This window comes from Mycolicibacterium pallens, from assembly GCF_019456675.1.
Taxonomy (GTDB): Bacteria; Actinomycetota; Actinomycetes; order Mycobacteriales; family Mycobacteriaceae; genus Mycobacterium; species Mycobacterium crocinum.
On the sequence record NZ_CP080333.1, the window covers coordinates 1,906,090 to 1,928,258 of the forward strand.

The following is a 22,169-nucleotide window of genomic DNA, read 5'->3' on the forward strand; positions in this document are numbered from 1 at the left end:
CGCTCCCGAGTCTCGAAAACGATGGGTTGCCGAGAAATAGGCGCACTGGACGTCTGCGCCGGGCGAGCTGGAACAAAGGGCTCTTGCATGCGTCTCGAAAACCAGTCTCATAACTGATATTCTTAATACCTGGAATCCGATGGGTTTATGAGACAGGGGTGCAATGGCAGTCATTGGGTACGCGAGGGTCTCGACCGCCGACCAGAACATGGCGCTGCAGCTCGATGCGCTGAAAGATGTTGGGGTTGAACGTGTGTTCCGGGACCAAGGCGTCAGCGGCTCCACTTCGGACCGTCCCGGTCTCGATGCCTGCCTCGATCACCTCCGCGAAGGCGATGTCCTCACGGTGTGGAAGCTCGACCGTCTCGGTCGCAACACCCAGCACGTGTTGACGGTCGTCGATCAACTGACGTCACGCGGCATCGGCTTCCGCAGCATCACCGAGGGCCTTCACACCGAGGGCGCGATGGGCAAGGCGATGCTCACGATCATGGCCGCTTTCGCTCAACTCGAACGCGACACCATGATCGAGCGCACCCGCGCCGGTCTCGCCGCCGCAGCCGCCAACGGACGTAAAGGTGGGCGGCCCCGCAAGGTCGATGACGCCGATGCCGCGAAGGCGAGGGGCTTGCGTGACAAGGGCATTGCCGCCACCGACATCGCGAAGATGCTCGGCGTTTCTCGCGCCACGGTGTACCGATACCTCGCCGACGGCACCGCCGCCTGACGGTTACCGGCGACGCGCCGCTTCTAGGACTGCCTCAATGTGTGCCTCGGTGGCGTTCCACTGATCCAAATCCTGCTTCCAGTTCTTGCGGATACTCAAGCCGAACTCGGGTGCTGACTTCTTGCCTTCGTACTCGTGATCGACCAGCGGGCTGACGGGCTCCAGCCACGCCGTCGCCGGAATCAAGTACAAGCTCGGCCAGATCTCGTGATCCTTGTCGAAAACCACGACACCGACAGCGACCCAGGGTTTCAACGCGAACGTCGACTTCCTCATAAAGACGTAGCTGCCGGAGTGGACGGACTTCACCTGAACCATCGCATGTTGGCCATCACCGACGTCAACAACCAGGTCCACCCCGCGATCGTCGGCAAGTGGCCGGTACACCTGGTAGCCGAAAAGCGCGATCCGGCTGGCGAAGAGAAGTTCCCCCGCTGCCCCCAAGCCGAGGTGGCCGGGGGCTCGCCCGCCTAACGCAAGACGATCTTCAGAATCGGATTCGGCTTCCACGCCTACAACACTTATCTATCCCAATAGCATCGCGCCATGGCCTCCGCACGATTGACGCCCCAATCCGTGATCGAGGGCTTCCTGCTGCGCACCCGACGGGTCATGGCACACACGCTGATTCGTGAGCAGGCGGCGTTGATGGCCAAGCTGCACACAGGCGAGGTAACGATCATGGTTACTGTCAACACCAAGACCGGCGAGGAGAGCCACCGGCTGCAAGTCGAGTACCCGCCCGAGGAGGCGTTGGAGTCTCTGGCGAGTCGGGTGCGCCCATTGATTCTTGCGTCGGAGCCGATTTGCTACGGCACGGCGCTCGACGCCCTGGAACAACTGGTAGGCACCGACACACTCAACGATGAGATCGACCTGCGGTGGTGGCGCGACTACTGGCAGGACGTGATCGACGGCAATCTGGCCGCCCAGGCCTATTGGGTCGCCACGCCCAGCGGGACTGTCACCGACCGCAAGCTGATGTACGCCTGGCTCTACGGTGACGTCATCTACGCCAAGTCGCCGAGGTCTCCCGTAGTCCGCGACTTGAGCATCGACGAGCGGTACTACGCGGCTGCGCCCGGCATCGCCCGCATCTGCGACCGCGTGATCTACACCCACATCATGCTCATGGAGCTCATCGACAAAGGCTTGCTGACCGTCGATCCCGCCGTGCTTACCGATGCGGTTGTGGTCACCGCCATCAGTCGTGATGAGGCTGTCACGGTACGTGTATCGGACGTCGGAGTGCCCATCCCCGATGACCTCACCACCGTCGGGCCTGCAGCACTCGATCCCGAGGTCTGGCGCACCCCGCATCAAGACATCGCCCAACTACGGAGCGACGCCGACCGATTGGCGATTGCGTCGCAAGCTCTCTCGGTCGATCGCGCCGCCTCGGAGGAGCGGAAGGCGCGCCTTGAGTCGTATCTGTCGGCGAATGTCTGGAACCACGACGAGGGTTTCGTGTGCAAGTCGGCTAGGGCCTGCCGATCCTCTGCGGAGAAGGGTGGTGCCAGCTTCTACGAAGCCCAAGGGCACATGGTCGGCCCGTGCTTCGACATGCGTGTCAACGGCACTCCGCACCGGGTAATGGTTCTCCCGATGGAGACAGGGGAACCGAAGCAGCATCGAACGGTCGAGCAGCGCACTCAGGACGTACTCGCTTCCGGCAAGTTGACTTTCGGCCAACGGAATCAGCATATGAGGGGGGTGACGTTCGCGCTCCGCCTGGCGTTCGGTCTGCCGGTCGACGCAGATACTGAGCACGTCCAGTTCGCCGACGGAACAAGCGCGCACCTGTTCGACGCATACGCGATGACCAACCTGCTCCTGTGTTCAGCGGTGGATCACGGAACTGCAAAGTCGCGGGCAACCAGCGTAATGCGAAAGTCATGCTCACGGCACTTGCGCGCAAGTCTCGAAATCCTTCAACCAACGCTTGTGGTCTCGCAAGGGGCGGGCCTCGACAGCACGCTCTTCTCCACCCTCGGGGTCACCAAAACTGTTGCTCCGAATGTCGTCGCCTGCGAGTTGGACGGGAACCGGTTCGCCTGGGTGTCACTTCGGCACCCGTCTCGTGGAAATTGGTCGTCATTGAAGTGCGCTTACTTGCACGAGGTCGTCGTCCCGGCGATCACGAAGGGGCGGACATTGGCGCTCAGTGGGATGTGAGTTGCGAACGAAAACTGCAAGCTACTCCACGCCACTCGCCGCGGCTTCGCACACTTGCCGATCTCGATCTTTGGAAACAGCTACTCACCACGCTGCAACCAAAGCGTCAACGCTTCCTCGATCACGTCATCGGGCTTGATGAGGTGAGCCCGTCGTAGTGGTCCAGTCGTTGTGGGACTCTGTTGCCCGAGTGCTCGGGCAGGAAGAATCGACGACGACATGGCATCGAACAAGCGCCGGCGGCATACGCCGGATCAGATCATCCGCAAGCTGGCCGAGGGCAACAAGCTGCTCGCGTCGGGTCAGGAGCTGGCTGAGGTGTGCCGGCATCTGGAGGTCGCGGAATCGACGTGGCATCGCTGGGTGGCCCAGTACGGCGGCATGAAGGCCAACGACGCCAAGCGGCTCAAGGAACTCGAGGCCGAGAACGCCCGCCTGAAGAAGCTGGTCGCCAACCAGGCCCTCGACATCGACATGCTCAAGGAGATCTCGGCGGGAAACTTCTGACCCCGAACCGCAAACGCAACGCTGTGACAGCGCTGCGTGAGCGGTTCGGGGTGTCCGAACGGCGTGCCTGTGCGGTCGTCGGGTTGCACCGTTCCACGATGCGCCTGACCCCGGCATCGGTCACCACCGAAGAGACCGAGCTGCGGGCCTGGCTGCGCCGGTTCTCCACCGACCGGCCGCGCTGGGGGTGGCGCCGGGCGGCGAAGATGGCGCGCCGTGCTGGCTGGAAGGTCAACAACAAACGAATTCGCAGGCTGTGGCGCGAGGAGGGCCTGCGGGTGCCGCAACGGCGCCGCAAGAAGCGCCTGACCGGGGTCGGTGTTGTCGTGGGCGCGATGTCCCCGATCCGTCCGAATGTGATCTGGGCGATGGACTTTCAGTTTGATACCACCGCTGACGGGCGCACGATCAAACTGCTCAACGTCATCGACGAGTTCACCCGCGAAGCCCTCGAAATCGAGGTCGATCGATCCATCGATGCCGATGGCGTGGTCGCTGTGCTGGACCGTCTGGCCCTCATGCATGGGGCCCCGCACTACGTGCGGTTCGACAACGGTCCCGAGTTCGTCGCGCACGCCGTGGCCGATTGGTGCCGATTCAACAGTGCCGGTTCACTTTTCATCGATCCCGGATCACCGTGGCAGAACGCTTTCATCGAATCGTTCAACGGGCGCCTGCGCGATGAACTGCTCAACGCATGGCGCTTCGACTCGCTGCTCGAGGCCAGGGTGATCATCGAGGACTGGCGCCGTGATTACAACGCTAACCGACCCCACACCGCCCACGGCGAACTCACCCCGAACGAGTTTGCCCTACAGTGGGCCACGACCCATCAACCCCAAGTTGCATAGCGACTGGACCACCAAACGGGTCCCCCTCATTGATCCCATCGACGGCTGCGGCCCGTTGAACCGCGTCGATCAAATTCAACGGCGCACGTCCCCCATACTGGTTCCGCGAATCTTGACTTGGTGTCGGTTGGCCCAGCAGTTCGTTCCACGGCCAGAGCTGCACGACCTCCAGGTACATCGGCGCGGTCAGATGCATCCGCTGACCCTCGGTAAACCACCGCAGCAATTGACAGTTGGCAGTGGCGCGCTTTGCGATACCGCCGTTGTGGATCATGTCGTTCCGAATCTTGCCCAGCTCCCCAAGTAGAGGAAATTGGTAGTCACGGTGACTGCAGTCCCACACCTTGGCAAGCTCGAATCGGTAGTGGTCGTTCCATTCGGCAAAGATGAAGCTGATCCACTGAGAACCTTGGATGCGTTGGACCTCGGTACTTCGAGGAGGAGACACTTCACCGCGCATAGCTTGGAGAAGCCCCTGCACCCCTGGTGCTGCCGACTGATAGACCTCCTCGATGCTGATAGTGGTGTCACTTGGTGTGCCGACCACACTGACCGGAACGTTGGCCAAGTCGACCCAACGAGCCTGCGGTGGCGGGTATTTGAGTTCTTCGAGGCGGGCGTTCAACTCGGCGTCCGCCAGTTCGACGATTCCCGAAGAACCAAGTAGCGCAGAGAGCATCGACACCTTGAGAGACCGCTTCAACTCGTCGACCAGCTCGGTGACCGTGGCCGGTTCGGGATCAGCCAGCATCGAGCCGAGCGCCACTTCAGCCGAAGCCATAGCTTCTTCCAACCTGGCCATTGCGCCCCGGACATCAGGATCGGTCATGACAAGGTCCACGGCTTCGACCAGAGGAGCGATTGCCGTTTCGGCCTCGCTGCCGCTACGCGGGGGTGTCGCGGCGAGAGCGTAAGTGAACGGCATCGTAAATGCACTGAACGCGAAACGCCGGTTGTACTCAGCGTTCCGGCTGCCCACTTGAAGGTGGTGCTCAATGTTGTCGATGGCCTGCGGTATCGTCGCCCCGATCATTTCCCGCATGCTCGCCAGGACGTCCAGCCACCGCGCGGCGGCCTGGACACTGGTGGGATAAGTTTCAGCCTTGCTAAGACGCCGTACTTCTCGGCAAGGCCAAGGAGCACTCTCGGTGTGCGGAGCGGCACAGGGTGCGTTTGATCGACCATCTACCGGCTGATGATCAAGCAGAACTTGTCTGTAGCGGTCTGCGGTGTCGTTCCCGAACTCCATAGTCTTGGCGAAACGGTCGATACGCGACGCGACCAACGAGTTGAACTCCGTTACCTGAGCGTCTGGATCGGTCACGGTTCGTCAACTTTGTCGTTCCGATGCGCAATGCCATGCAGAAAGTCGGCGGTCTCTACAAGTGCATCGAAGGGGAGCACGAGCGTCAAAGTCTCCTCCTCGCCACCGCGACGACGGACGCGGATTGGCAGGTAATACCCGTTGCTCTCCGGGTGGCTGACTACGCGGCTGCTCTGCGAGTACACCGTCAGTTTGGTAATCGGTGCCAGCACCAAAAATTCGTCCAACTCAGTCAGCATCGGCCCGACTAACAGGCGTCGCACTCCGTCGTCCTCATAGAGGAGCATCCACTCGGTTGCAGAGTCGGAGAGTTTGTCCTTATGGATGTCGCACACGGCAAAATCGGTGGGGTAGTCGAATGGACCGCTCTGTTCCTTGAGGCGATGCATCTTCGTCGCCGGGAACTTGCAGCGTTCGACCTGGCATTCAGGTCCCTTGGGCATGAATCATGTTCCTTCCGGTGACTCAAACAGCACGTCGAGAAGCGGGTTGCGACTTGTGGACCGTTGCCACGCGGTCGACGGATCAACGCGCGTTGAGGCCCCCTCGGGGGTTGTCTCAAAGTGCAAGCTACGCCTTGACCGAGACAACTCGCGCCGGGCTGCACCGTCGAACTTGAGGTTTGGACCGATCGTCTCATCGCCCGTCCGCAAGCCGAACCTGAATTGTGGTGCCCGCGTCGCCGCCACGTCCACGACGACCGAGACCTCTTGCGGTGCCGCCTCGGCTAGATGTCCTGGATCAGGGCCGCCAGCTCCCGCAACAGCTCATCCGCCGGAATCACGATCGTCAGCGTCTGCTCTCGCTGATCGCCACGCTTACGGACCTTGAGTGGCAAGTACCAACCGTCATCGCGTGCCTCATCGCTGAACTCGCGATTCGAGCCGGTTCCAATCAATTCGCGTGGAGCCTCCAGCAAGATGTATTCGTCGAGCTTGCGGAGTTGGTCGCCGACGTACACCTTCCGGTCATCTCGGATCAAGACCCATTCTGTCTCCGGCTTAGCCAACTCGTCCCGGTGGTGATTGCACACGATCACCTCGCCAGGAAGGCTCGCCCACTCGCGATCGGGTGTCAGGTCGTCGATTGTTAACGCGGACGCTCCGCACCCCTCGACCATGCACTCTGGCGCTGCCATTACGTCCTCTCATAGGGAAATTGGATTGCTTCACACTATGACCACCCTGTAATCACAGGTCGCGACAACCTCAGACTCAGTCCGAACCATCGCTATCCTCGTCGATGCTGCTGTCCTCGCAATACGGGTCCGTGAACTCGTAAAGTACCGAACCGACAAGCCGCTCAATGGCAATGACTTCGGGCTGAGGCCTTGGCCGATGACGTTCCAGACCGGGAGCGATCGAGCAACGATGCTGTGCTGAACCGCTGGTCCCCGGTGCCTCCGTCCCATTGGTGGCGCTGTGCCTCTGCGAGTACAGGCATCGGTAACTGGCGTGGCGCGGGTCGGCGGACCTGGTTAGACGTCATCCTTCCTGAAGGAGATCTAGCCGACGGAGGTAGTTCGTGTTTGATGAAGCGCCGTATCCGGGTTGGGACGGGCATCCGGGAATGGACCAGCATCCGCGTATTGAGTGGTTCATGGCCACCAACGACGGCACGGCCATAGACGGATGGCATTGGTTCATCGAGTGGACTACGACGTCGTTCTACATCAAGTCGTTGAATCCCGCTGTGCAGCTGATGAAGGTCAGCATGCACGGCCCTGACCCCAGACCGCAGCACATCGGCAAGGCTCACTTTCGCTTCGACCGTGAGCGCACCAATCAGGATCGCGCTGACCGTGCCGCCGCTGCCGGGGGACGCTGGCTCACTCCCGACAGCACCTTGCCGTTGCACTTCGAGGGCCATCAGGTTGGCGACCACGCGAAGCTCGTCGTGAGATTCAGCGTGGAGCCTGATGTGTTCGCACCGGGTGCGCCTGCGGCAGGTGGTTCCGACAGGCCGTTCAAGAAGGCCATGAAGGGGATTGTGCCCTTGCCTGCCGACAGCAGGGTGCGGCATATCGACGTGTTTCTCAGCGACAACGGCGAACCGTATTGGCCTGACGCCGACAAGGTTCGAGCCTCGCAATCCGGGATGGGGTACATCAGGAACTCTCTGGACTGGTGCCTGTCTGCGGTCGTCTTCGATCGGCCCGCCGAGTATCTACCGGACCCCTTTGGCGACCTACGCGGCAACGTCCCGGTCGATCAATGCCTTCGGGGTGTTGTTGCCACGGTGGACGACGACAGCCTGCTGTGGCTCTGCGAGAAGCTCGTACCGGCGGACTAGCGCCTCTCACGCTACGGTTTCTATCTTTTACCGTGAGGACGAAGTTTGCTGAGATGTCCACTCCGGTGTTTGATTCGATGGTAGCGGGCAGACCCCAAGCTCAGGACGCGCCGTCGACCTCAGCGCGGGTGTAGATCTGGCCGATGCCCTCCGCTGCGCGGTCGATGTGGATTCCCGCCCGCTCGGCGGCTTCGAGAGTGTCGAGACGCTGACTCAGAGCAGCCTTCCCGTCTTCCCACATGTCGAGGTGGCCTCCCTTCATCAGCCCCCACGCGGCCTGGCGAGCGAGTTCGGCCAGCTCATTCTCAGCGGTGCTCTTGCCAGTCACAGTTCCTTCAGTCATCAGTCCAAAGTACCTACGCTCCAACTGTTCTGCTTTGGCCATCAGATCGGTGCGATTTCGCCGTCGTGCTGCGGGCACAGCTCGTGCGCCGCGTACGTCGCGAACAGAGTCGCGTGATACTCCGCGTTCGACTGACCCGGCCCGTTGTAGGCCTTCAGGACCGCCTGGATCGCCGCGCTCTGGCCACCGGAGTCGAACGTCTTGCACACCCGGTACCCGACATTCAGCGCATCCTGGGCGCACCCAGGACAGTTGATCGCGTAGTAGTTCAGCGAGCTGATCGCCTGGATGAAAGCGTCCTCGGAGGCCGAGGCCACCGGAGCCGTCCCGAAGGCGATCCCCGTAGCGGCCAGCACGGCGACTACGAACTTGAGCATGGCCATCACTTTCCCCTCAGCGCGTCAGCGCACCCTTTGACGACATCATCGGAGTCGTAGCCCCCTTTGGCGGGATCGGTGTCGAAGGCAATCTTGCAGGCATCCTCAATGCTGCGGACGTTATCGAAGGACTGTGGGCTGGACTGGGCAGCGCGCCACAAAGGGCGTGCCGCGTACACCAGGTTGTCGTGACCGAAGTCGTAGGACTTCTGATCGCTACCGCAGCCGACGAGTCCGAAGGCCACTATCAGAAGCACCGCCACGCACCTGCTCATCAGTTCCCCCTTCGATGATGGTGCCGTCAGTATGGAGCAACCTGGATCACGCCGGTGCCAAGGCTTCAACTGGCGCTGGGCCGAGCTGGTCTCGCATTTGAACAAACTGCAACGCGAGATGCCACCGCGCTGGGCGGTCGAGGGCCGCCGTTGACTTCGGTGGGCGTCAGGCGACCCAATAGGACTGCGATCTGACGTTCTGCCTTTGCCGGATGCGAGTAGCACATACGGCCTGACAGCGCCAAAGGCGATGAAACGCTCAGCACGACTGGCCTGTTCGAGTGTTTGTCGGCAAGACGCCATAGCCTTCAATTCGTGGACCTGACAATGCTCCTGCTCACAATCGCCACAGTCGTCTTGGCCGGGGGCTCGCTTTGGGCGACAGTGCACTACGGCCTAAAGACGATTGCGCAAGCCCGTGCCGCAAATGCTCTAGCCCAGCAGGCCAACGCTCTGGCCACCGAGCGGTCAATCGTGGAGTGGGTCGTAGGACGTTGGGAGAACACCAATCCTGGTCACTTCTACGCTTACAACTCAGGTCAAGACACTGCTCACGAAGTGACATTCTTGGCGTGGGACGGTGAGGATCGCGTGGAGGTCACGGCAGAGACTTTGGCACCCCCGACAGGCGGCAAGCACCCATTATTGGGTCCTTCAGATGGCTACGTGGAGTTCCGTCTACCGCAGCGAGAGCGGAGCGGACCTCGACCGGTGCCTGGGCCGCCGCCACCAGTCCCCACGCCGGACCCAGGCCCTGGATCATTCGGCGACTGGGTGCGCGAGAGCCGCCGCCAGCAGGACGAGATGATCGCCGAAGAGATCGACCGCCGAGAGCGCCAGCAGGTTTGGGTGCGCATCGCCTGGCGCTCGGAGTTGGGCCGCTGGTCGACACACGAGCTTCAAACCGGGTAGAAGTGCTGCAGTTTGCTGCCCACATTTTGCCCACAATGTGCCGAATATTAGAGGTGTCTAGAGGCACGTGCAGGTAGATGTTTTCGCAGCTCAAGCCATTTTCAAGTCCCTGACCAGGGCGCTGCGCAGAACCACGACTTCTTCTCCGGGTCGGGCTCGTCGTACGTGATCGGCAAGGCCGTCGTTACCGAGGACGAGGACTGGGACTTCTAGTCCTAGTCCTTGGCCCGACACGCGGGTTCGGTTGCTAACCGGCCAGATTGAAACGTCCTTGGCTGCCGTAGATGGCCAGTGAGATGAGCAGCGTCACCGACACCAGGACGACCAGCGAAGTCCGCACGGCGTCACCTGTCGCGACGCCGACACCTGATGGGCCGCCGGAGGCGTTGAAGCCAAAGTAGGTGTGGATCAACAGGATTGCGATGGCCATCAGGATGGCTTGAACGAACGACCACAGCAGGTCGATCGGACTCAAAAACGTCGAGAAGTAGTGTTGGTACAGACCTGCCGACTGCCCCAGCAGCACGACCGTTGTGTATTGGCTGGCAAGGAAAGACAGGATCACCGCGATCGCATACAGCGGCGCGATCGACACCATCCCGGCGACGATCCGGGTGCTGACCAAGAACGCCAGTGGCGGGATCGCCATGGCCTCCAGCGCGTCGATCTCCTGGTTGACCCGCATCGCTCCCAACTGGGCGGTGACACCCGCACCGAATGTGGCGGCCAACCCGATTCCGGCCACGACAGGTGCCGAGATGCGCACGTTGATGAACGCCGCCAGGAATCCCGTGAGCGCTTCGATCCCGATGTCGCCCAGCGAGCTGTAGCCCTGCACGGCCAGAGTCCCGCCGGTCGCGACGGTGAGGAATCCGACGACCACCAGAGTGCCGCCGATCATCGCCAAGACCCCTGCGCCCATACTGATTTCGGCGACCAGGCGAACGATCTCGATGCGGTAGAAGCGCACGGCAGCGGGGATGCCTGCTATCGCTTTGGCGTAGAAGAGCGCCTGATCGCCGATCCGGCCCAGCACGTACCACGGGCGCTCCGCCGCGCGGGTCACCCGGGGAAACACAGCCCGGTGGGTCATGGGGTTCGTCGCCTCACCCCCTCACTGTCGGTGTCGGGCCGGCGCACACCGTAGAGCCGTTCGTCCCGGTTATCGACATCCAAAGACGTCAATCGGCTGGGACCGATGCTTTGAGCCGGGGCATCTCATCATGGATGCTGATGGCGTGAGCTCATCCGAACGGTTCGACGCGGCTGGTGTCGACGGCATCCGCATCGCCGCGGAACGCATCGGTGATCCGGGCGCGCCGGCGGTGGTGTTTCTGCACGGCGGCGGGCAGACCCGCCGATCCTGGGGTCGAGCGGCCGCGGCGGTGGCTGCCCGCGGTTGGCAGGCGGTCACTGTCGACCTGCGCGGGCACGGCGAATCCGACTGGTCGCCGGACGGGGACTATCGGGTCGTCAGCTTCGCCGGGGACGTGCTCGAAGTCATGCGGCACCTGCCACCACGCCCCGTGCTCGTCGGCGCCTCGCTGGGCGGATTCACCGGCATGGTGCTCGCCGGCGAGCTGGCGCCCGAGGCTCTGCGCGCGCTGGTTCTCGTCGACATCGTCCCGGACATGAACCCGTCCGGCGCCGAGCGCATTCACCAGTTCATGTACGACCGCATGGAATCCGGCTTCGCATCGCTCGATGAAGTGGCCGACATGATTCAGGAGTACAACCCGCATCGTCCCCGGCCCGACGATCTCGACGGCCTGCGCGCGAATCTGCGTCACCGTGACGGCCGTTGGTATTGGCACTGGGATCCGAAGTTCATCGACGGCACCGCATCGCGCCCACCCATCGAGGTGACCGAAGTCGATCGCATCAACGCGGCGGTCGGAGCGATTGTGGCTGCCGGTACTCCGATGCTGCTGGTGCGCGGTCAGACGAGTGACCTCGTCACCCAGGAACGCGCCGACGAGTTCCTCCAGCGGTTCCCGCAGGTCGAGTTCGTCGACGTGGCCGGAGCCGGTCACATGGTCGCCGGCGACCGCAACGATCTGTTCGCCGATTCGGTCGTGAATTTCCTGGCGAAATGCGCCGCCGACCGGTGAACGAGGTGTGAACCGGCGGCGAACTGTCCAATCGGTGCTGGCGCCGGTCGCGTGCAACCGAGAGACTGAGCGTCGTGACCGCTACGTCGCTGTTGAACTCGATCCTGAACTGGCTGCGGGCCGGCTACCCCAACGGCGTCCCCGGCCCGGACCGGGTCCCGCTGTTGGCGCTGTTGCGCTCGACCCCGCTGACCGAGGAACAGATCAAAGAGGTCGTCGCCCACATCACCGCCAAGGATTCACCGGCACTCGAGGGCGGGATCAACGAGGACGAGATCGCCGAGTTCATCAAGGACGTCAGTCACCACGACGCCGGACCGGAGAACGTCAAGCGGGTGGCGGCCACACTGGCCGCGGCCGGTTGGCCGCTGGCCGGTGTGGCCGAAGAGACCCTCGACGACTGACTTATTCGCCGCGCAGCGCTGCGGTGTCGATGACGAACCGGTAGCGCACGTCGCTGGCCAGGACTCGCTCGTAGGCCTCGTTGATGTAATCGGGTTGAATGACCTCGATTTCGGGGGCCACGCCGTGTTCGGCGCAGAAGTCCAGCATTTCCTGGGTCTCGGCGATTCCACCGATCAGGGAACCGGAGAGGCTGCGCCGACCCATGATGAGTGCGCCGGCAGGCACTTCCATCGGATGTTCGGGCATGCCGAGTTCGACCAGCGTGCCGTCGAGGGCGAGCAGGCCCAGGTAGGCGTTCAGGTCCAGGTTGGCCGAAACCGTGTTGAGAATCAGGTCGAACCTGCCGGCCAGCTTCTCGAAGGTCGCCGGATCGCTGGTGGCGTAGTACTCGTCGGCGCCGAGGCGCAGACCGTCTTCCATCTTCTTGAGCGACTGGCTCAGCACGGTGACATGGGCGCCCATCGCCTTGGCGAGCTTCACGCCCACGTGTCCCAGGCCGCCGAGGCCGATGACCGCAATCTTCTTGTCCGGCCCGGCATTCCAGTGCCGCAGCGGCGAGTAGAGCGTGATGCCGGCGCACAACAGTGGCGCCGCGGCATCCAACTCGATGCCGTCGGGAATCCGCAGGACGTAGTTCTCGTCGACGACGATCGAACCGCTGTACCCGCCTTGGGTGGGCTGTCCGTCGCGGCCGACTCCGTTGTAGGTCCCGATCATTCCGGGATTGCTGCAGTACTGCTCGAGGCCGGCCTTACAGCTCGGGCACTCGCGGCAGGAATCGACGAAGCACCCGACGCCAACCCGATCGCCCACTTTGTATTTGGTGACCTCCGGCCCGACGTCGGTTACTACACCGGCGATTTCGTGACCGGGCACCATCGGGTACTCGACCTGGCCCCATTCGCCGCGCACCGTGTGGATATCGGAATGGCAGATGCCGGCGAAGTGAGTGTCGAACTTCACGTCGTGCGCACCCACGTCGCGGCGGGTGATCGTGGTCTTGGTCAAAGGTTCGGTTGCCGACGTGGCGGCATAAGCGGTAACTGTGCTCATCGTGTCCTCGTGATCGCGTTTCAGGCAGCACTGATCGATTCAGCGTTTTGAGTGCAAGTTGTCGCAACGTTGCGACCATGAGGCATAACCCGTCGGGGTGGGGTGGTAATCCCGACGTGACGAGGTTTACAGCCCGGCTGCGCGAACCCCGCCGTTGAACGATAACCGCTGATAGCTCACGACGCCCGCCAGCGTGTACGGGTCGCGGTCGATGATGCTCTGGGCGTCCTCGGTGCTGATGTCCGTGGTGATCAGGACACCGCCGGTGCCGGTCTCAAGGCGTCCCGCCAGCAGGAGGCGGCCGGCGGCGACCTCGTCGTTTAGGAAGGCAAGGTGCGCGGGTCGGGTCTGGTCGACCTCGTCGAGCGGCTTCTCGTAGGTGATCGTCAGCACGTGGAACACGGGTGTGAACTTACCTGGGACCGTCGAGTTTCACGTTTTGTCGCGCCGCACTCGCACTTCGGCCGCGAAACGTGAAATTCGGCGGCGGAGGGTCAGTTGATCGGCGCGTTGAGCCAGCGCAAGTCATCGAGGATGCCGCGGGCGGCGACCAGACCCTGGCCGGTCTGCCACACCTCGTTGTTGACGACGAAGACGCGGTTGTCGCGGTTGGCCGACAGCTTGCGCCACGGCCCGCTGTCGAGGACAGCCGGTGCGCGATCTTTGGCCGCCGGCGAGGCAAACGAGAGATAGATGATGTCGCCGTCGGCGGCCGACAGGTCGGGGGAGCGGCCCAGATCGGCCTCGGTGATGCCGATCTCGACATAGGGCTTGTCGGTAAAGCGTTGTGCGGCAGGGCGATCCACTCCCACGTCGGCCAACACCGAAGCCGGGAAGTTCTCCGCGCCGTACACCCGCATCGTGGTGTCGGTGAATTGGACGATCGAGGCCTGGAAATGCGGGGCGTCGTTCGCGATGCCCTTCTGCTTGGCCTGCTCGGTGAACGCCCCCACCAGATCGCCCGCGGCCTGCCCCCGCCCGGTCGCCGTCCCGACGGCCCGCAGGTTGTCCTGCCACCTGGCGGCGGGGGCGTCGGTGAACACGGTCGGGGCGATGGCCGACAGCGCCTGGAAGGACTGCGGCGTTGAGACCTGCGAACCGAGGATGAGATCCGGCTTGGCGGCCGCGACCGCGGCGAGATCCGGTGCGCTGCGGGTACCGGCACCGGGCAGATCGTGGATCACCGTGCCCAGATACGACGGCTGGCTGGTCGAGCCGTCCGGCAGGGCGGCCGCGACGATCCGCGACTGCAGGCCCAGCGCGCACAGCGCGTCGAGCTCGTCGCCGGCCAGCACCACGATGCGCTGCGGATCGGGCGCGCCCGGGTCGAGTCGGGCCGGCTCGGGTGCACACGATTCGTCGGGCCTGCGCTGATTGCCCAGCACGCCGGCACCTGCGATCTTCGTGGTGCTGGTGACCAGGCTGCGGGCGCCCGGCGGCGGGGGCGTCGACGGCGATGAGGAGCAGCCGCTCGCGACAGTCATGGCGACCGCGGCCAGCACCGCCCCGGCGGCCATCACGACACCCGCACGCCCACCACCGATCAGCACGACGCCGACGGTAACACCCGGCTCCTGCACGGTCGCTGAGCTGCGGCTGGAGGTGTCGGCGCCACGAATACGACAGAATGTAGGACCCACACCCCATTGGCAGCGAGCGACGGTTAGGATCAAGTACACGTTCTCGGCGCTAACGATCTTTGGAGGACAGTTGACTGCCGTTGTGCCATCGCGGGGAGAACTCGAGGCCACTCGACCCGCACCTGCACGGATGGGTCCCAAGGGCAACCTGGTCTACAAGCTCGTCACGACCACCGATCACAAGCTGATCGGCATCATGTACTGCGTCGCCTGCTTCATCTTCTTCTTCATGGGCGGCCTGATGGCGTTGTTCATCCGCGCCGAGCTGGCCGTACCCGGGCTGCAGTTCCTGTCGAACGAGCAGTACAACCAGCTGTTCACCATGCACGGCACCGCGATGCTGCTGTTCTATGCGACGCCGATCGTGTTCGGGTTCGCCAACCTGGTGCTGCCGCTGCAGATCGGCGCCCCCGACGTGGCCTTCCCGCGGCTGAACGCGCTGTCGTTCTGGCTGTTCGTGTTCGGCGCGATGATCGCGCTGGCCGGCTTCATCACCCCCGGTGGTGCCGCGGACTTCGGCTGGACCGCCTACACCCCGCTTTCGGACGCCATGCACAGCCCGGGCGCCGGAGGTGACCTGTGGATCCTCGGCCTGGCCGTCGGTGGTCTGGGCACCATCCTGGGTGCGGTCAACATGATCACCACCGTGGTCTGCATGCGCTGCCCCGGCATGACGATGTTCCGGATGCCGATCTTCACCTGGAACATCTTCGTGACGTCGATCCTCGTACTGGTCGCGTTCCCGCTGCTGACCGCCGCGCTGTTCGGTCTGGCCGCTGACCGCCACCTCGGTGCGCACATCTACGACCCCGCCAACGGCGGAACCATGCTTTTCCAGCACTTGTTCTGGTTCTTCGGGCACCCCGAGGTGTACATCATCGCGCTGCCGTTCTTCGGCATCGTCTCGGAGATCTTCCCGGTGTTCTCGCGCAAGCCGATCTTCGGCTACACCACGCTGATCTACGCCACGATCAGCATCGCGGCGCTGTCGGTGGCGGTGTGGGCACACCACATGTACGTCACGGGCGCGGTCCTGCTGCCGTTCTTCTCGTTCATGACGTTCCTGATCGCGGTGCCCACCGGCATCAAGTTCTTCAACTGGATCGGCACCATGTGGAAGGGCCGGCTGACCTTCGAGACGCCGATGCTGTTCTCGCTGGGCTTCCTGGTGACGTTCCTGCTCGGTGGTCTGTCCGGTGTGCTGCTGGCCAGCCCGCCGATCGACTTCCACGTCAGCGACAGCTACTTCGTGATCGCGCACTTCCACTACGTGCTGTTCGGCACGATCGTGTTCGCCACCTACGCCGGCATCTACTTCTGGTTCCCGAAGATGACCGGCCGCCTGCTCGACGAGAAGCTGGGCAAGCTGCACTTCTGGCTGACGTTCATCGGCTTCCACACCACGTTCCTGGTGCAGCACTGGCTGGGTGACGAGGGTATGCCGCGCCGCTACGCCGACTACCTGCCGTCGGACGGCTTCGAGACGCTGAACATCGTGTCGACCATCGGCGCGTTCATCCTCGGTGTCTCGGTGTTGCCGTTCGCCTGGAACGTGTTCAAGAGCTGGCGGTACGGCGAGGTCGTCACGGTCGACGATCCGTGGGGCTACGGCAACTCGCTGGAGTGGGCCACCTCGTGCCCGCCGCCGCGGCACAACTTCACCGAGCTGCCCCGGATCCGTTCGGAGCGACCGGCGTTCGAGCTGCACTACCCGCACATGATCGAGCGGATGCGCGCAGAGGCCCACGTCGGGCGCGCGCACGGCCCCGCCGACGGGGACGTGACGCGCCTGGACAACGAGAACGTCCGCACCTAACTCGGGATTCGCAAGCCTCGGGGTATGAGCATGTCCAAGGTGTCGGTGCTGATCACCGTCACCGGTGTCGACCAGCCTGGGGTCACCTCAGCACTGTTCGGAGTGCTGGCCCGCCATGAAGTGGAGCTGCTCAACGTCGAGCAGGTGGTGATCCGCGGGCGGCTGACCCTGGGAGTGTTGGTCTCCGGTGAGGCCACCGTGGCCGACGGGGCGCAGCTGCGCGACGACGTCACCGATGCCATTCACCGGGTCGGGCTGGATGTCACGATCGAGCGCAGTGACGACATGCCGATCATTCGCGAGCCGTCCACTCACACCATCGTGGTGCTCGGAAGACCCATCACCGCAGCGGCTTTCGGTGTGGTGGCCCGCGGCCTCGCCGCACTCGGGGTCAACATCGACTTCATCCGCGGCGTCTCCGACTACCCCGTGACCGGTTTGGAGTTGCGGGTGTCGGTTCCGGCCGGGGTCGGTGGGGAACTTCGCACCGTCCTGGCGCGGGTGGCCTCCGAACAGGGGCTGGACATCGCCGTCGAGAACTACAGCCTGGAGCGACGGGCCAAGCGGCTCATCGTCTTTGACGTCGACTCCACGCTGATCCAGGGCGAGGTCATCGAAATGCTGGCAGCGCACGCGGGCGCGGAGGAGGCGGTCGCGGCCGTCACCGAGGCGGCCATGCGCGGGGAGCTGGACTTCGCCGAGTCCCTGCATCGCCGGGTGGAAACCCTCGCCGGTCTGCCCGCCGAGGTGCTCGACGAGGTCGCCGAGCAGATTGAACTCACTCCTGGCGCGCGCACCACGATCCGGACGTTGCGGCGTCTGGGCTTCTACTGCGGCGTCGTCTCCGGCGGCTTCCGGCAGGTGATCGACCCGCTGGCGCATGAACTGATGCTGGACTTCGTGGCCGCCAATGAACTCGAGATCGTCGACGGCAAGCTCACCGGCCGGGTCGTCGGTCAGGTGGTCGACCGGGCCGGAAAAGCCAAGGCGCTGCGCGACTTTGCCCGTCAGGTCGGCGTTCCGATGGAGCAGACGGTGGCCGTCGGCGACGGCGCCAACGACATCGACATGCTGGCGGCCGCCGGGCTGGGCGTGGCTTTCAACGCCAAGCCCGCGCTGCGCGAGGTCGCCGACGCCTCGCTGAGCCACCCCTATCTGGACACCGTGCTGTTCATCCTTGGCATCACCCGCGCCGAGATCGAGGCGGCCGACGCCGTCGATGGCGTGCTGCGCCGGGTGGAGATCCCGCCGGAGTAGGCGCCCAGGCACCGAACTCGACGTTCTGCAGACGATCACTCGCACTTCTTCTGCGAATCGTCGGTTTCGGCGCGAAGAGAGGTGAGTGGGCGCCTTAGATCACCACGGCCGTCGACTCGACGGTGGCTGAACCGGTGATGCTGCGCCAGGCCCGGCCGAGCAGTTCGATCGCCTCGGTCAACTCGTTTTCGGGCAGTGCGAAGGGAATTCGCACAAAACGCTCCAGCGTGCCATCGACACCGAAGCGCGGGCCGGGCGGCAACTCGACCCCCAGCCGGGACGCCGACGCACACATCGCCGAACTCACCGGCGCGGGCAGTTGCACCCACAGCGACATCCCGCCGGTGCCCGGTAGCGGGCGCCATTCCGGTAGGTGCTGCTCGAGCAGGTTGAGCAGCAGTGTCCTTCGGCCTTTGAGGATTTCGCGGCGCTCGGGCAGGACGTCGTCAGCGCGAAGCGTGAGAAGCCTTGCGGCAGCGAGCTGTTCGATCACCGAGGTGCCGAGGTCGATGGAGGGCCGGATCGCGCGGATGGTGGCCAGCACGCTCGGCTCGGCCCGGATCCACCCGATGCGCATCCCGCCCCAGAACGACTTCGACATCGATCCGATCGTGATCAGCAGGTCGGTGCGCGAACTCATCGACGCGGCGACCGGCGGCGGCATCGGCGTATCCAGCCAGACGTCGGTGAGCGTTTCGTCGACGACTGTGCGCGTACGGGTCTCGGCGACGATGTCGCAAATTCGCTTGCGATCGGCGGGTGGCATCGAGAAACCTGTCGGATTATGGTTATCGGGCACGAAGTACGCCAGCGTCGGGGCGAGTTGACGAACGGCGGCGTGCACGGCGTCGAGTTCCCAACCCTCCCTTGTCATCGCGACCGGCACGGGCCGGGCGCCGGCAGTCGCGATCGCACTGAGCGCGCCGTGATACGTGGGCTGCTCGACGAGCACACGATCGCCCGGCTGTACGTAGGTCGCCAGGATCAGCGCGATCGCATGCTGCGCACCGCTGGTCACCATGATCTGGTCGGGCGTGGTGGGCAGCCCTCTGGCGCAATAGCGTTCGGCGATCGCGGTGCGGAGGGTCAGCACCCCGCGCATATCGTGGCCGGTCTCGTGCAGATACGACGCGGCCTCTTGGGCTGCCTCGGTGAATGCCTCCTGCACGGCGCTGGCCGGGGCGGCGAGTGCGGCCGACGCCAGGTTGATCGTGGCCGGCGTATCGCTGGGCGCACTGACAGGGGTATGGGGGAGAGCCACCGTGCTGCGGGCGCCGCGCCGGGCGTGCAGATATCCACTCTCGTTGAGCTCGGTGTACGCCGCGGTGACGGTGGTCCGGGACACCCGCAGCACATCGGCCAACGCCCGCTCGCTGGGCAGGCGCGACCCGACCGGCAATCGGCCGTCGACGATCAGCATCCGCAGCCCGTCGGCCAGCGCCTGGTAGGTCGGGCCACTCTTGCTGGAGGTACGCCAGTTGCCCAATTCCCGGACCAGAAGGTCCGGATCGAGGGTCCTGGCGGTCATCGTCGTCGTCATTTGCAAGCCAGTATGGGCCAACTGGCTATTGAACGGCAAGCCAGTGGCTCGACAGGATGGTCCTCATGAGTACATGGTTCTCCCGAGTGGCCTCTCGCCTCGCGACACTGCTCGACCCCGGTCACGGCCCCTGGAATCCCTCCTCGACCGGATGGGACGACGTCGACGCCGACGCCCGCCGGATGCGCGCCGACCTCGACGCCCTGCGCGTGCGCTTCTCCGACCACCGGTGAGCGCGGCACTGCGCGGAATCGCGCTGCTGACCGGCCTGGCCGGCTACGGCTTCTCGATGGCGATGATGGTGCGCGCCGGGCTCGGCCTCGATCCGTGGGATGTGTTCCACCAGGGGCTGACCCGGCACACGCCGATGACCATCGGGGTGGCCTCGGCGGTGGTCGGCGTCGTCGTGCTGCTGGCCTGGATTCCGTTGCGGAACAAGCCCGGCATCGGCACCGTCGCCAACGTCATCGTGATCGCGGTGACCGTCGACGCCGGCCTGGCCGTTCTGACCGCACCTGAATCGGTGCCGGTTCGGATCGCACTGATGCTGGGCGCGGTATTGCTCAACGCCGTGTCGACCGTGCTGTACGTCGGTGCCGGCCTGGGGCCGGGACCCCGCGACGGATTGATGACGGGATTGGTTGCGCGGACCGGTGTTTCGGTACGGCTGGTGCGAACCGCGATCGAGGCCACCGTGTTGAGCGTGGGCTGGATGCTGGGCGGCAGCGTCGGCGTCGGGACCGTCATTTACGCCTTCGGTATCGGGCCGATGGTTCAGCTGGTGCTGCACCTGACACCGAAACCGGTACTGGCCGCGAGCGGCTGGGCGAACATCCTCTCCAAGACCCGAAAGGGCAGCGACCCCAGGCGTGCGGACGCGGGCGAATACGGCACGATGGTGCAGTGCCCGATGCCGCCGACGAGGTCGACCCCGACCTGCTGATCGACTTCCGGAAAGTATCGCTGCGCCGCGGGGGCCGGGTCCTGGTCGGACCGATCACCTGGCAGGTCGAACTCGACGAACGCTGGGTGGTGATCGGGCCCAACGGTGCCGGTAAGACCTCGCTGCTGCGCATCGCGGCCGCGATGGAACACCCGTCCTCGGGCACCGCCCATGTGCTCGGGGAGCGACTCGGCCGGACCGACATGGCCGAACTGCGCCAGCGAGTGGGGTTGAGCAGCGCGGCGCTGGCCCAACGGGTGCCCGACGATGAACTGGTCCGCGATCTGGTCGTCTCCGCCGGCTACGCCGTGCTGGGCCGGTGGCGGGAGAACTACGAGGACGTCGACTACGCCCGGGCCGTCGACACCCTGGAGAGCGTCGGCGCCGAACACCTCGCCGACCGCACGTACGGGACCCTGTCGGAAGGCGAACGCAAACGCGTCCTCATCGCCCGGTCGTTGATGACCGATCCGGAACTGCTCCTGCTCGACGAACCCGCGGCGGGACTGGACCTCGGCGGCCGCGAGGAACTGGTCGCCCGGCTGGCCGATCTGGCCGCCGACCCCGACGCGCCGGCGCTGGTGCTGGTGACCCACCACGTCGAGGAGATCCCGCCGGGCTTCAGCCACTGCCTGATCCTGTCCGAGGGTCAGGTGGTCGCCGGTGGACTGCTGCGTGACACGCTGACAGCAGAGAATCTGTCCACCGCGTTCGGGCAATCGATCGCGCTGGATGTCATCGACGGTCGCTACTTCGCCCGGCGGGTGCGGAGTCGCGCCGCCCACAGGAGGCGCTGATGAGCGACAAACCCGAACCGCTGCCGGTCCGTCCGGCGGCCACGGTCATGTTGATCCGCGACACACCACAGGACGGTGTCGAGGTCTTTCTCATGCGCCGGCACCGGGCAATGGAGTTCGCCGGCGGCGTCATGGTGTTTCCCGGCGGGGGGGTCGACGACCGCGACCGCAACTCCGACATCGCCTGGTACGGCCCGGGGCCGGAGTGGTGGGCACAGCGCTTCGGCATCGACGAGGACCTGGCCGAAGCGCTGGTGTGCGCGGCGGCCCGCGAGACGTTCGAGGAATCCGGGGTGCTGTTCGCCGGACCGGCCGACGATCCGGACCGCATCGTCGCCGACGCCTCGGTCTACCGCGAGGCACGCGGCGCCCTGGTCGATCGCAGCCTGTCGTTTTCGGAATTCCTGCGCCGGGAGAGCCTGGTGCTGCGCGCCGACCTGCTGCGGCCGTGGGCCAACTGGGTGACCCCTGAAGAAGAGCGCACCCGCCGCTACGACACGTACTTCTTCGTCGGTGCCCTGCCGGAAGGCCAGCGGGCCGACGGGCAGAACACCGAATCCGAGCACGCCGCGTGGACCAGCCCCGAGGATGCGCTCGAGGATTTCGCCGAAGCGCGGTCCTTCCTGTTGCCGCCGACCTGGACGCAGTTGGACTCGCTGGCCGGGCGCACTGTCGACGAGGTGCTGGGCCTGGAGCGCCAGATTGTGGTTGTGCAGCCCAATCTTGCTGTGCGCGAAGGCAACTGGGAGATCGAGTTCTTCAACAGCGACCGCTACAACGAGGCCCGCAACCGCCGCGCGCCGCAGGGCTACGGCGGCGACTGA

General features: G+C 64.5%; 25 protein-coding genes and 1 pseudogene. 14 read left to right on the forward strand and 12 right to left on the reverse strand.

Annotated features, from left to right (window positions below; translation table 11 throughout):
* The first annotated feature begins 163 nt into the window (after window positions 1-163).
* On the forward strand, window positions 164-727 hold the full coding sequence (locus K0O64_RS09385) for a recombinase family protein (protein ID WP_096310923.1): 564 nt from the start codon (window positions 164-166) through the stop codon (window positions 725-727).
* 3 nt (window positions 728-730) lie between these two features.
* Here the strand turns inward: K0O64_RS09385 and K0O64_RS09390 are convergent, their stop codons facing one another.
* Complete coding sequence (locus K0O64_RS09390) at window positions 731-1,237, reverse strand: DUF4365 domain-containing protein (RefSeq protein WP_125477418.1); 507 nt, start codon at window positions 1,235-1,237, stop codon at window positions 731-733.
* Between the two features lie 138 nt (window positions 1,238-1,375).
* Between K0O64_RS09390 and K0O64_RS09395 the strand changes: the two genes are divergently transcribed.
* Both K0O64_RS09395 and K0O64_RS09400 read left to right on the forward strand, forming a co-directional pair.
* Entirely contained in the window at window positions 1,376-2,902 is a 1,527-nt protein-coding gene (locus tag K0O64_RS09395) for a hypothetical protein (RefSeq protein WP_220046288.1), read from the forward strand.
* 219 nt (window positions 2,903-3,121) lie between these two features.
* A protein-coding gene (locus K0O64_RS09400) for an IS3 family transposase (RefSeq protein ID WP_096310927.1) occupies window positions 3,122-4,260 on the forward strand; the annotation gives its coding sequence in 2 pieces (ribosomal slippage) (window positions 3,122-3,392 and window positions 3,392-4,260; 1,140 coding nt in all).
* Here K0O64_RS09400 and K0O64_RS09405 read toward each other — a convergent pair.
* The 3 genes from K0O64_RS09405 to K0O64_RS09415 form a co-directional block, all read right to left on the reverse strand.
* On the reverse strand, window positions 4,202-5,584 hold the full coding sequence (locus tag K0O64_RS09405; protein WP_096310928.1) for a hypothetical protein: 1,383 nt from the start codon (window positions 5,582-5,584) through the stop codon (window positions 4,202-4,204). The genes K0O64_RS09400 and K0O64_RS09405 overlap by 59 nt on opposite strands.
* Window positions 5,581-6,027 carry a hypothetical protein gene (locus K0O64_RS09410; protein ID WP_125477419.1) on the reverse strand — a complete coding sequence of 149 codons (447 nt, stop codon included), beginning with the start codon at window positions 6,025-6,027 and terminating at the stop codon, window positions 5,581-5,583. The genes K0O64_RS09405 and K0O64_RS09410 overlap by 4 nt, the downstream gene beginning before the upstream one ends.
* Before the next feature lie 284 nt (window positions 6,028-6,311).
* Window positions 6,312-6,722: a hypothetical protein gene (locus K0O64_RS09415; protein ID WP_125477420.1), complete on the reverse strand. Its 411-nt coding sequence runs from the start codon at window positions 6,720-6,722 to the stop codon at window positions 6,312-6,314.
* Between the two features lie 386 nt (window positions 6,723-7,108).
* Between K0O64_RS09415 and K0O64_RS09420 the strand changes: the two genes are divergently transcribed.
* Complete coding sequence (locus K0O64_RS09420; protein ID WP_164520046.1) at window positions 7,109-7,876, forward strand: hypothetical protein; 768 nt, start codon at window positions 7,109-7,111, stop codon at window positions 7,874-7,876.
* 100 nt (window positions 7,877-7,976) lie between these two features.
* Here K0O64_RS09420 and K0O64_RS09425 read toward each other — a convergent pair whose 3' ends face one another.
* The 3 genes from K0O64_RS09425 to K0O64_RS09435 are packed head-to-tail and all read right to left on the reverse strand — an operon-like array spanning window position 7,977 to window position 8,871.
* Window positions 7,977-8,219 carry a hypothetical protein gene (locus K0O64_RS09425; RefSeq protein WP_125477422.1) on the reverse strand — a complete coding sequence of 81 codons (243 nt, stop codon included), beginning with the start codon at window positions 8,217-8,219 and terminating at the stop codon, window positions 7,977-7,979.
* Between the two features lie 41 nt (window positions 8,220-8,260).
* A complete protein-coding gene (locus K0O64_RS09430) occupies window positions 8,261-8,602 on the reverse strand; it encodes a DUF732 domain-containing protein (RefSeq protein ID WP_096310933.1) in 342 nt (113 codons plus the stop codon).
* Window positions 8,602-8,871 carry a hypothetical protein gene (locus tag K0O64_RS09435; protein WP_096310934.1) on the reverse strand — a complete coding sequence of 90 codons (270 nt, stop codon included), beginning with the start codon at window positions 8,869-8,871 and terminating at the stop codon, window positions 8,602-8,604. Before K0O64_RS09435 ends, K0O64_RS09430 begins: the two co-directional genes overlap by 1 nt.
* A 774-nt stretch (window positions 8,872-9,645) precedes the next feature.
* On the opposite strand from K0O64_RS09435, the gene K0O64_RS09440 reads away from it, so the two are divergent.
* Together K0O64_RS09440 and K0O64_RS30365 are read left to right on the forward strand one after the other, a co-directional pair.
* A complete protein-coding gene (locus tag K0O64_RS09440; protein WP_164520047.1) occupies window positions 9,646-9,783 on the forward strand; it encodes a hypothetical protein in 138 nt (45 codons plus the stop codon).
* A 120-nt stretch (window positions 9,784-9,903) separates the two neighbouring features.
* Window positions 9,904-9,996: pseudogene (locus K0O64_RS30365) on the forward strand (hypothetical protein); the annotation flags it as partial.
* 34 nt (window positions 9,997-10,030) lie between these two features.
* On the opposite strand, the gene K0O64_RS09445 reads toward K0O64_RS30365, so the two are convergent.
* Window positions 10,031-10,876: an MlaE family ABC transporter permease gene (locus K0O64_RS09445; protein WP_071946573.1), complete on the reverse strand. Its 846-nt coding sequence runs from the start codon at window positions 10,874-10,876 to the stop codon at window positions 10,031-10,033.
* Window positions 10,877-11,021: 145 nt separating this feature from the next.
* Here K0O64_RS09445 and K0O64_RS09450 point away from each other — a divergent pair, with 145 nt between their 5' ends.
* The gene (locus tag K0O64_RS09450) at window positions 11,022-11,894 is read left to right on the forward strand and encodes an alpha/beta fold hydrolase (RefSeq protein ID WP_425574832.1); all 873 of its coding nucleotides are present in this window, start codon (window positions 11,022-11,024) and stop codon (window positions 11,892-11,894) included.
* Between the two features lie 74 nt (window positions 11,895-11,968).
* The gene (locus K0O64_RS09455; protein ID WP_096310936.1) at window positions 11,969-12,298 is read left to right on the forward strand and encodes a DUF3349 domain-containing protein; all 330 of its coding nucleotides are present in this window, start codon (window positions 11,969-11,971) and stop codon (window positions 12,296-12,298) included.
* Window position 12,299: 1 nt separating this feature from the next.
* Here K0O64_RS09455 and K0O64_RS09460 read toward each other — a convergent pair whose 3' ends face one another.
* From K0O64_RS09460 to K0O64_RS09470, 3 genes are all read right to left on the reverse strand, one after another.
* Window positions 12,300-13,352, reverse strand: coding sequence for an NAD(P)-dependent alcohol dehydrogenase (locus K0O64_RS09460; protein ID WP_220046289.1), 1,053 nt, complete (start codon window positions 13,350-13,352; stop codon window positions 12,300-12,302).
* Window positions 13,353-13,478: 126 nt separating this feature from the next.
* A complete protein-coding gene (locus K0O64_RS09465; protein ID WP_071946562.1) occupies window positions 13,479-13,754 on the reverse strand; it encodes a YciI family protein in 276 nt (91 codons plus the stop codon).
* A 92-nt stretch (window positions 13,755-13,846) separates the two neighbouring features.
* Window positions 13,847-14,902: an iron-siderophore ABC transporter substrate-binding protein gene (locus tag K0O64_RS09470; RefSeq protein WP_225933672.1), complete on the reverse strand. Its 1,056-nt coding sequence runs from the start codon at window positions 14,900-14,902 to the stop codon at window positions 13,847-13,849.
* Between the two features lie 220 nt (window positions 14,903-15,122).
* Here K0O64_RS09470 and ctaD point away from each other — a divergent pair, with 220 nt between their 5' ends.
* Window positions 15,123-16,808 carry an aa3-type cytochrome oxidase subunit I gene (gene ctaD, locus K0O64_RS09475; protein ID WP_071946560.1) on the forward strand — a complete coding sequence of 562 codons (1,686 nt, stop codon included), beginning with the start codon at window positions 15,123-15,125 and terminating at the stop codon, window positions 16,806-16,808.
* A 24-nt stretch (window positions 16,809-16,832) separates the two neighbouring features.
* Window positions 16,833-18,065 (forward strand): phosphoserine phosphatase SerB, encoded by a 1,233-nt coding sequence (gene serB, locus K0O64_RS09480; RefSeq protein ID WP_220046290.1) that lies wholly within the window; start codon window positions 16,833-16,835, stop codon window positions 18,063-18,065.
* 94 nt (window positions 18,066-18,159) lie between these two features.
* Here the strand turns inward: serB and yczR are convergent, their stop codons facing one another.
* Window positions 18,160-19,605 (reverse strand): MocR-like transcription factor YczR, encoded by a 1,446-nt coding sequence (gene yczR / locus K0O64_RS09485; RefSeq protein WP_220046291.1) that lies wholly within the window; start codon window positions 19,603-19,605, stop codon window positions 18,160-18,162.
* Between the two features lie 65 nt (window positions 19,606-19,670).
* On the opposite strand from yczR, the gene K0O64_RS09490 reads away from it, so the two are divergent.
* Genes K0O64_RS09490 through K0O64_RS09505 form a run of 4 tightly spaced genes read left to right on the forward strand, consistent with a single transcriptional unit; the run spans window position 19,671 to window position 22,169 of the window.
* Window positions 19,671-19,838, forward strand: a complete 168-nt coding sequence (locus K0O64_RS09490) for a hypothetical protein (RefSeq protein ID WP_096310941.1) — start codon at window positions 19,671-19,673, stop codon at window positions 19,836-19,838.
* Window positions 19,835-20,548, forward strand: coding sequence for a membrane protein YczE (yczE, locus tag K0O64_RS09495; RefSeq protein WP_220046292.1), 714 nt, complete (start codon window positions 19,835-19,837; stop codon window positions 20,546-20,548). The genes K0O64_RS09490 and yczE overlap by 4 nt, the downstream gene beginning before the upstream one ends.
* Window positions 20,509-21,345, forward strand: coding sequence for an ABC transporter ATP-binding protein (locus K0O64_RS09500; RefSeq protein ID WP_071946552.1), 837 nt, complete (start codon window positions 20,509-20,511; stop codon window positions 21,343-21,345). The genes yczE and K0O64_RS09500 overlap by 40 nt, the downstream gene beginning before the upstream one ends.
* The gene (locus K0O64_RS09505; protein ID WP_220046293.1) at window positions 21,345-22,169 is read left to right on the forward strand and encodes an NUDIX hydrolase; all 825 of its coding nucleotides are present in this window, start codon (window positions 21,345-21,347) and stop codon (window positions 22,167-22,169) included. The genes K0O64_RS09500 and K0O64_RS09505 overlap by 1 nt, the downstream gene beginning before the upstream one ends.

Coding starts and splice junctions, on each gene's coding strand:
- K0O64_RS09385 (WP_096310923.1), top strand. CDS start 164: ATGGCAGTCATTGGGTACGCGAGGGTCTCGACCGCCGACCAGAACATG.
- K0O64_RS09395 (WP_220046288.1), top strand. CDS start 1,376: ATGGCCAAGCTGCACACAGGCGAGGTAACGATCATGGTTACTGTCAAC.
- K0O64_RS09410 (WP_125477419.1), bottom strand. CDS start 6,027: ATGCCCAAGGGACCTGAATGCCAGGTCGAACGCTGCAAGTTCCCGGCG.
- K0O64_RS09415 (WP_125477420.1), bottom strand. CDS start 6,722: ATGGCAGCGCCAGAGTGCATGGTCGAGGGGTGCGGAGCGTCCGCGTTA.
- K0O64_RS09425 (WP_125477422.1), bottom strand. CDS start 8,219: ATGACTGAAGGAACTGTGACTGGCAAGAGCACCGCTGAGAATGAGCTG.
- K0O64_RS09430 (WP_096310933.1), bottom strand. CDS start 8,602: ATGGCCATGCTCAAGTTCGTAGTCGCCGTGCTGGCCGCTACGGGGATC.
- K0O64_RS09435 (WP_096310934.1), bottom strand. CDS start 8,871: ATGAGCAGGTGCGTGGCGGTGCTTCTGATAGTGGCCTTCGGACTCGTC.
- K0O64_RS09445 (WP_071946573.1), bottom strand. CDS start 10,876: ATGACCCACCGGGCTGTGTTTCCCCGGGTGACCCGCGCGGCGGAGCGC.
- K0O64_RS09460 (WP_220046289.1), bottom strand. CDS start 13,352: ATGAGCACAGTTACCGCTTATGCCGCCACGTCGGCAACCGAACCTTTG.
- ctaD (WP_071946560.1), top strand. CDS start 15,123: ATGGGTCCCAAGGGCAACCTGGTCTACAAGCTCGTCACGACCACCGAT.
- serB (WP_220046290.1), top strand. CDS start 16,833: ATGAGCATGTCCAAGGTGTCGGTGCTGATCACCGTCACCGGTGTCGAC.
- yczR (WP_220046291.1), bottom strand. CDS start 19,605: ATGACGACGACGATGACCGCCAGGACCCTCGATCCGGACCTTCTGGTC.
- K0O64_RS09490 (WP_096310941.1), top strand. CDS start 19,671: ATGAGTACATGGTTCTCCCGAGTGGCCTCTCGCCTCGCGACACTGCTC.
- K0O64_RS09505 (WP_220046293.1), top strand. CDS start 21,345: ATGAGCGACAAACCCGAACCGCTGCCGGTCCGTCCGGCGGCCACGGTC.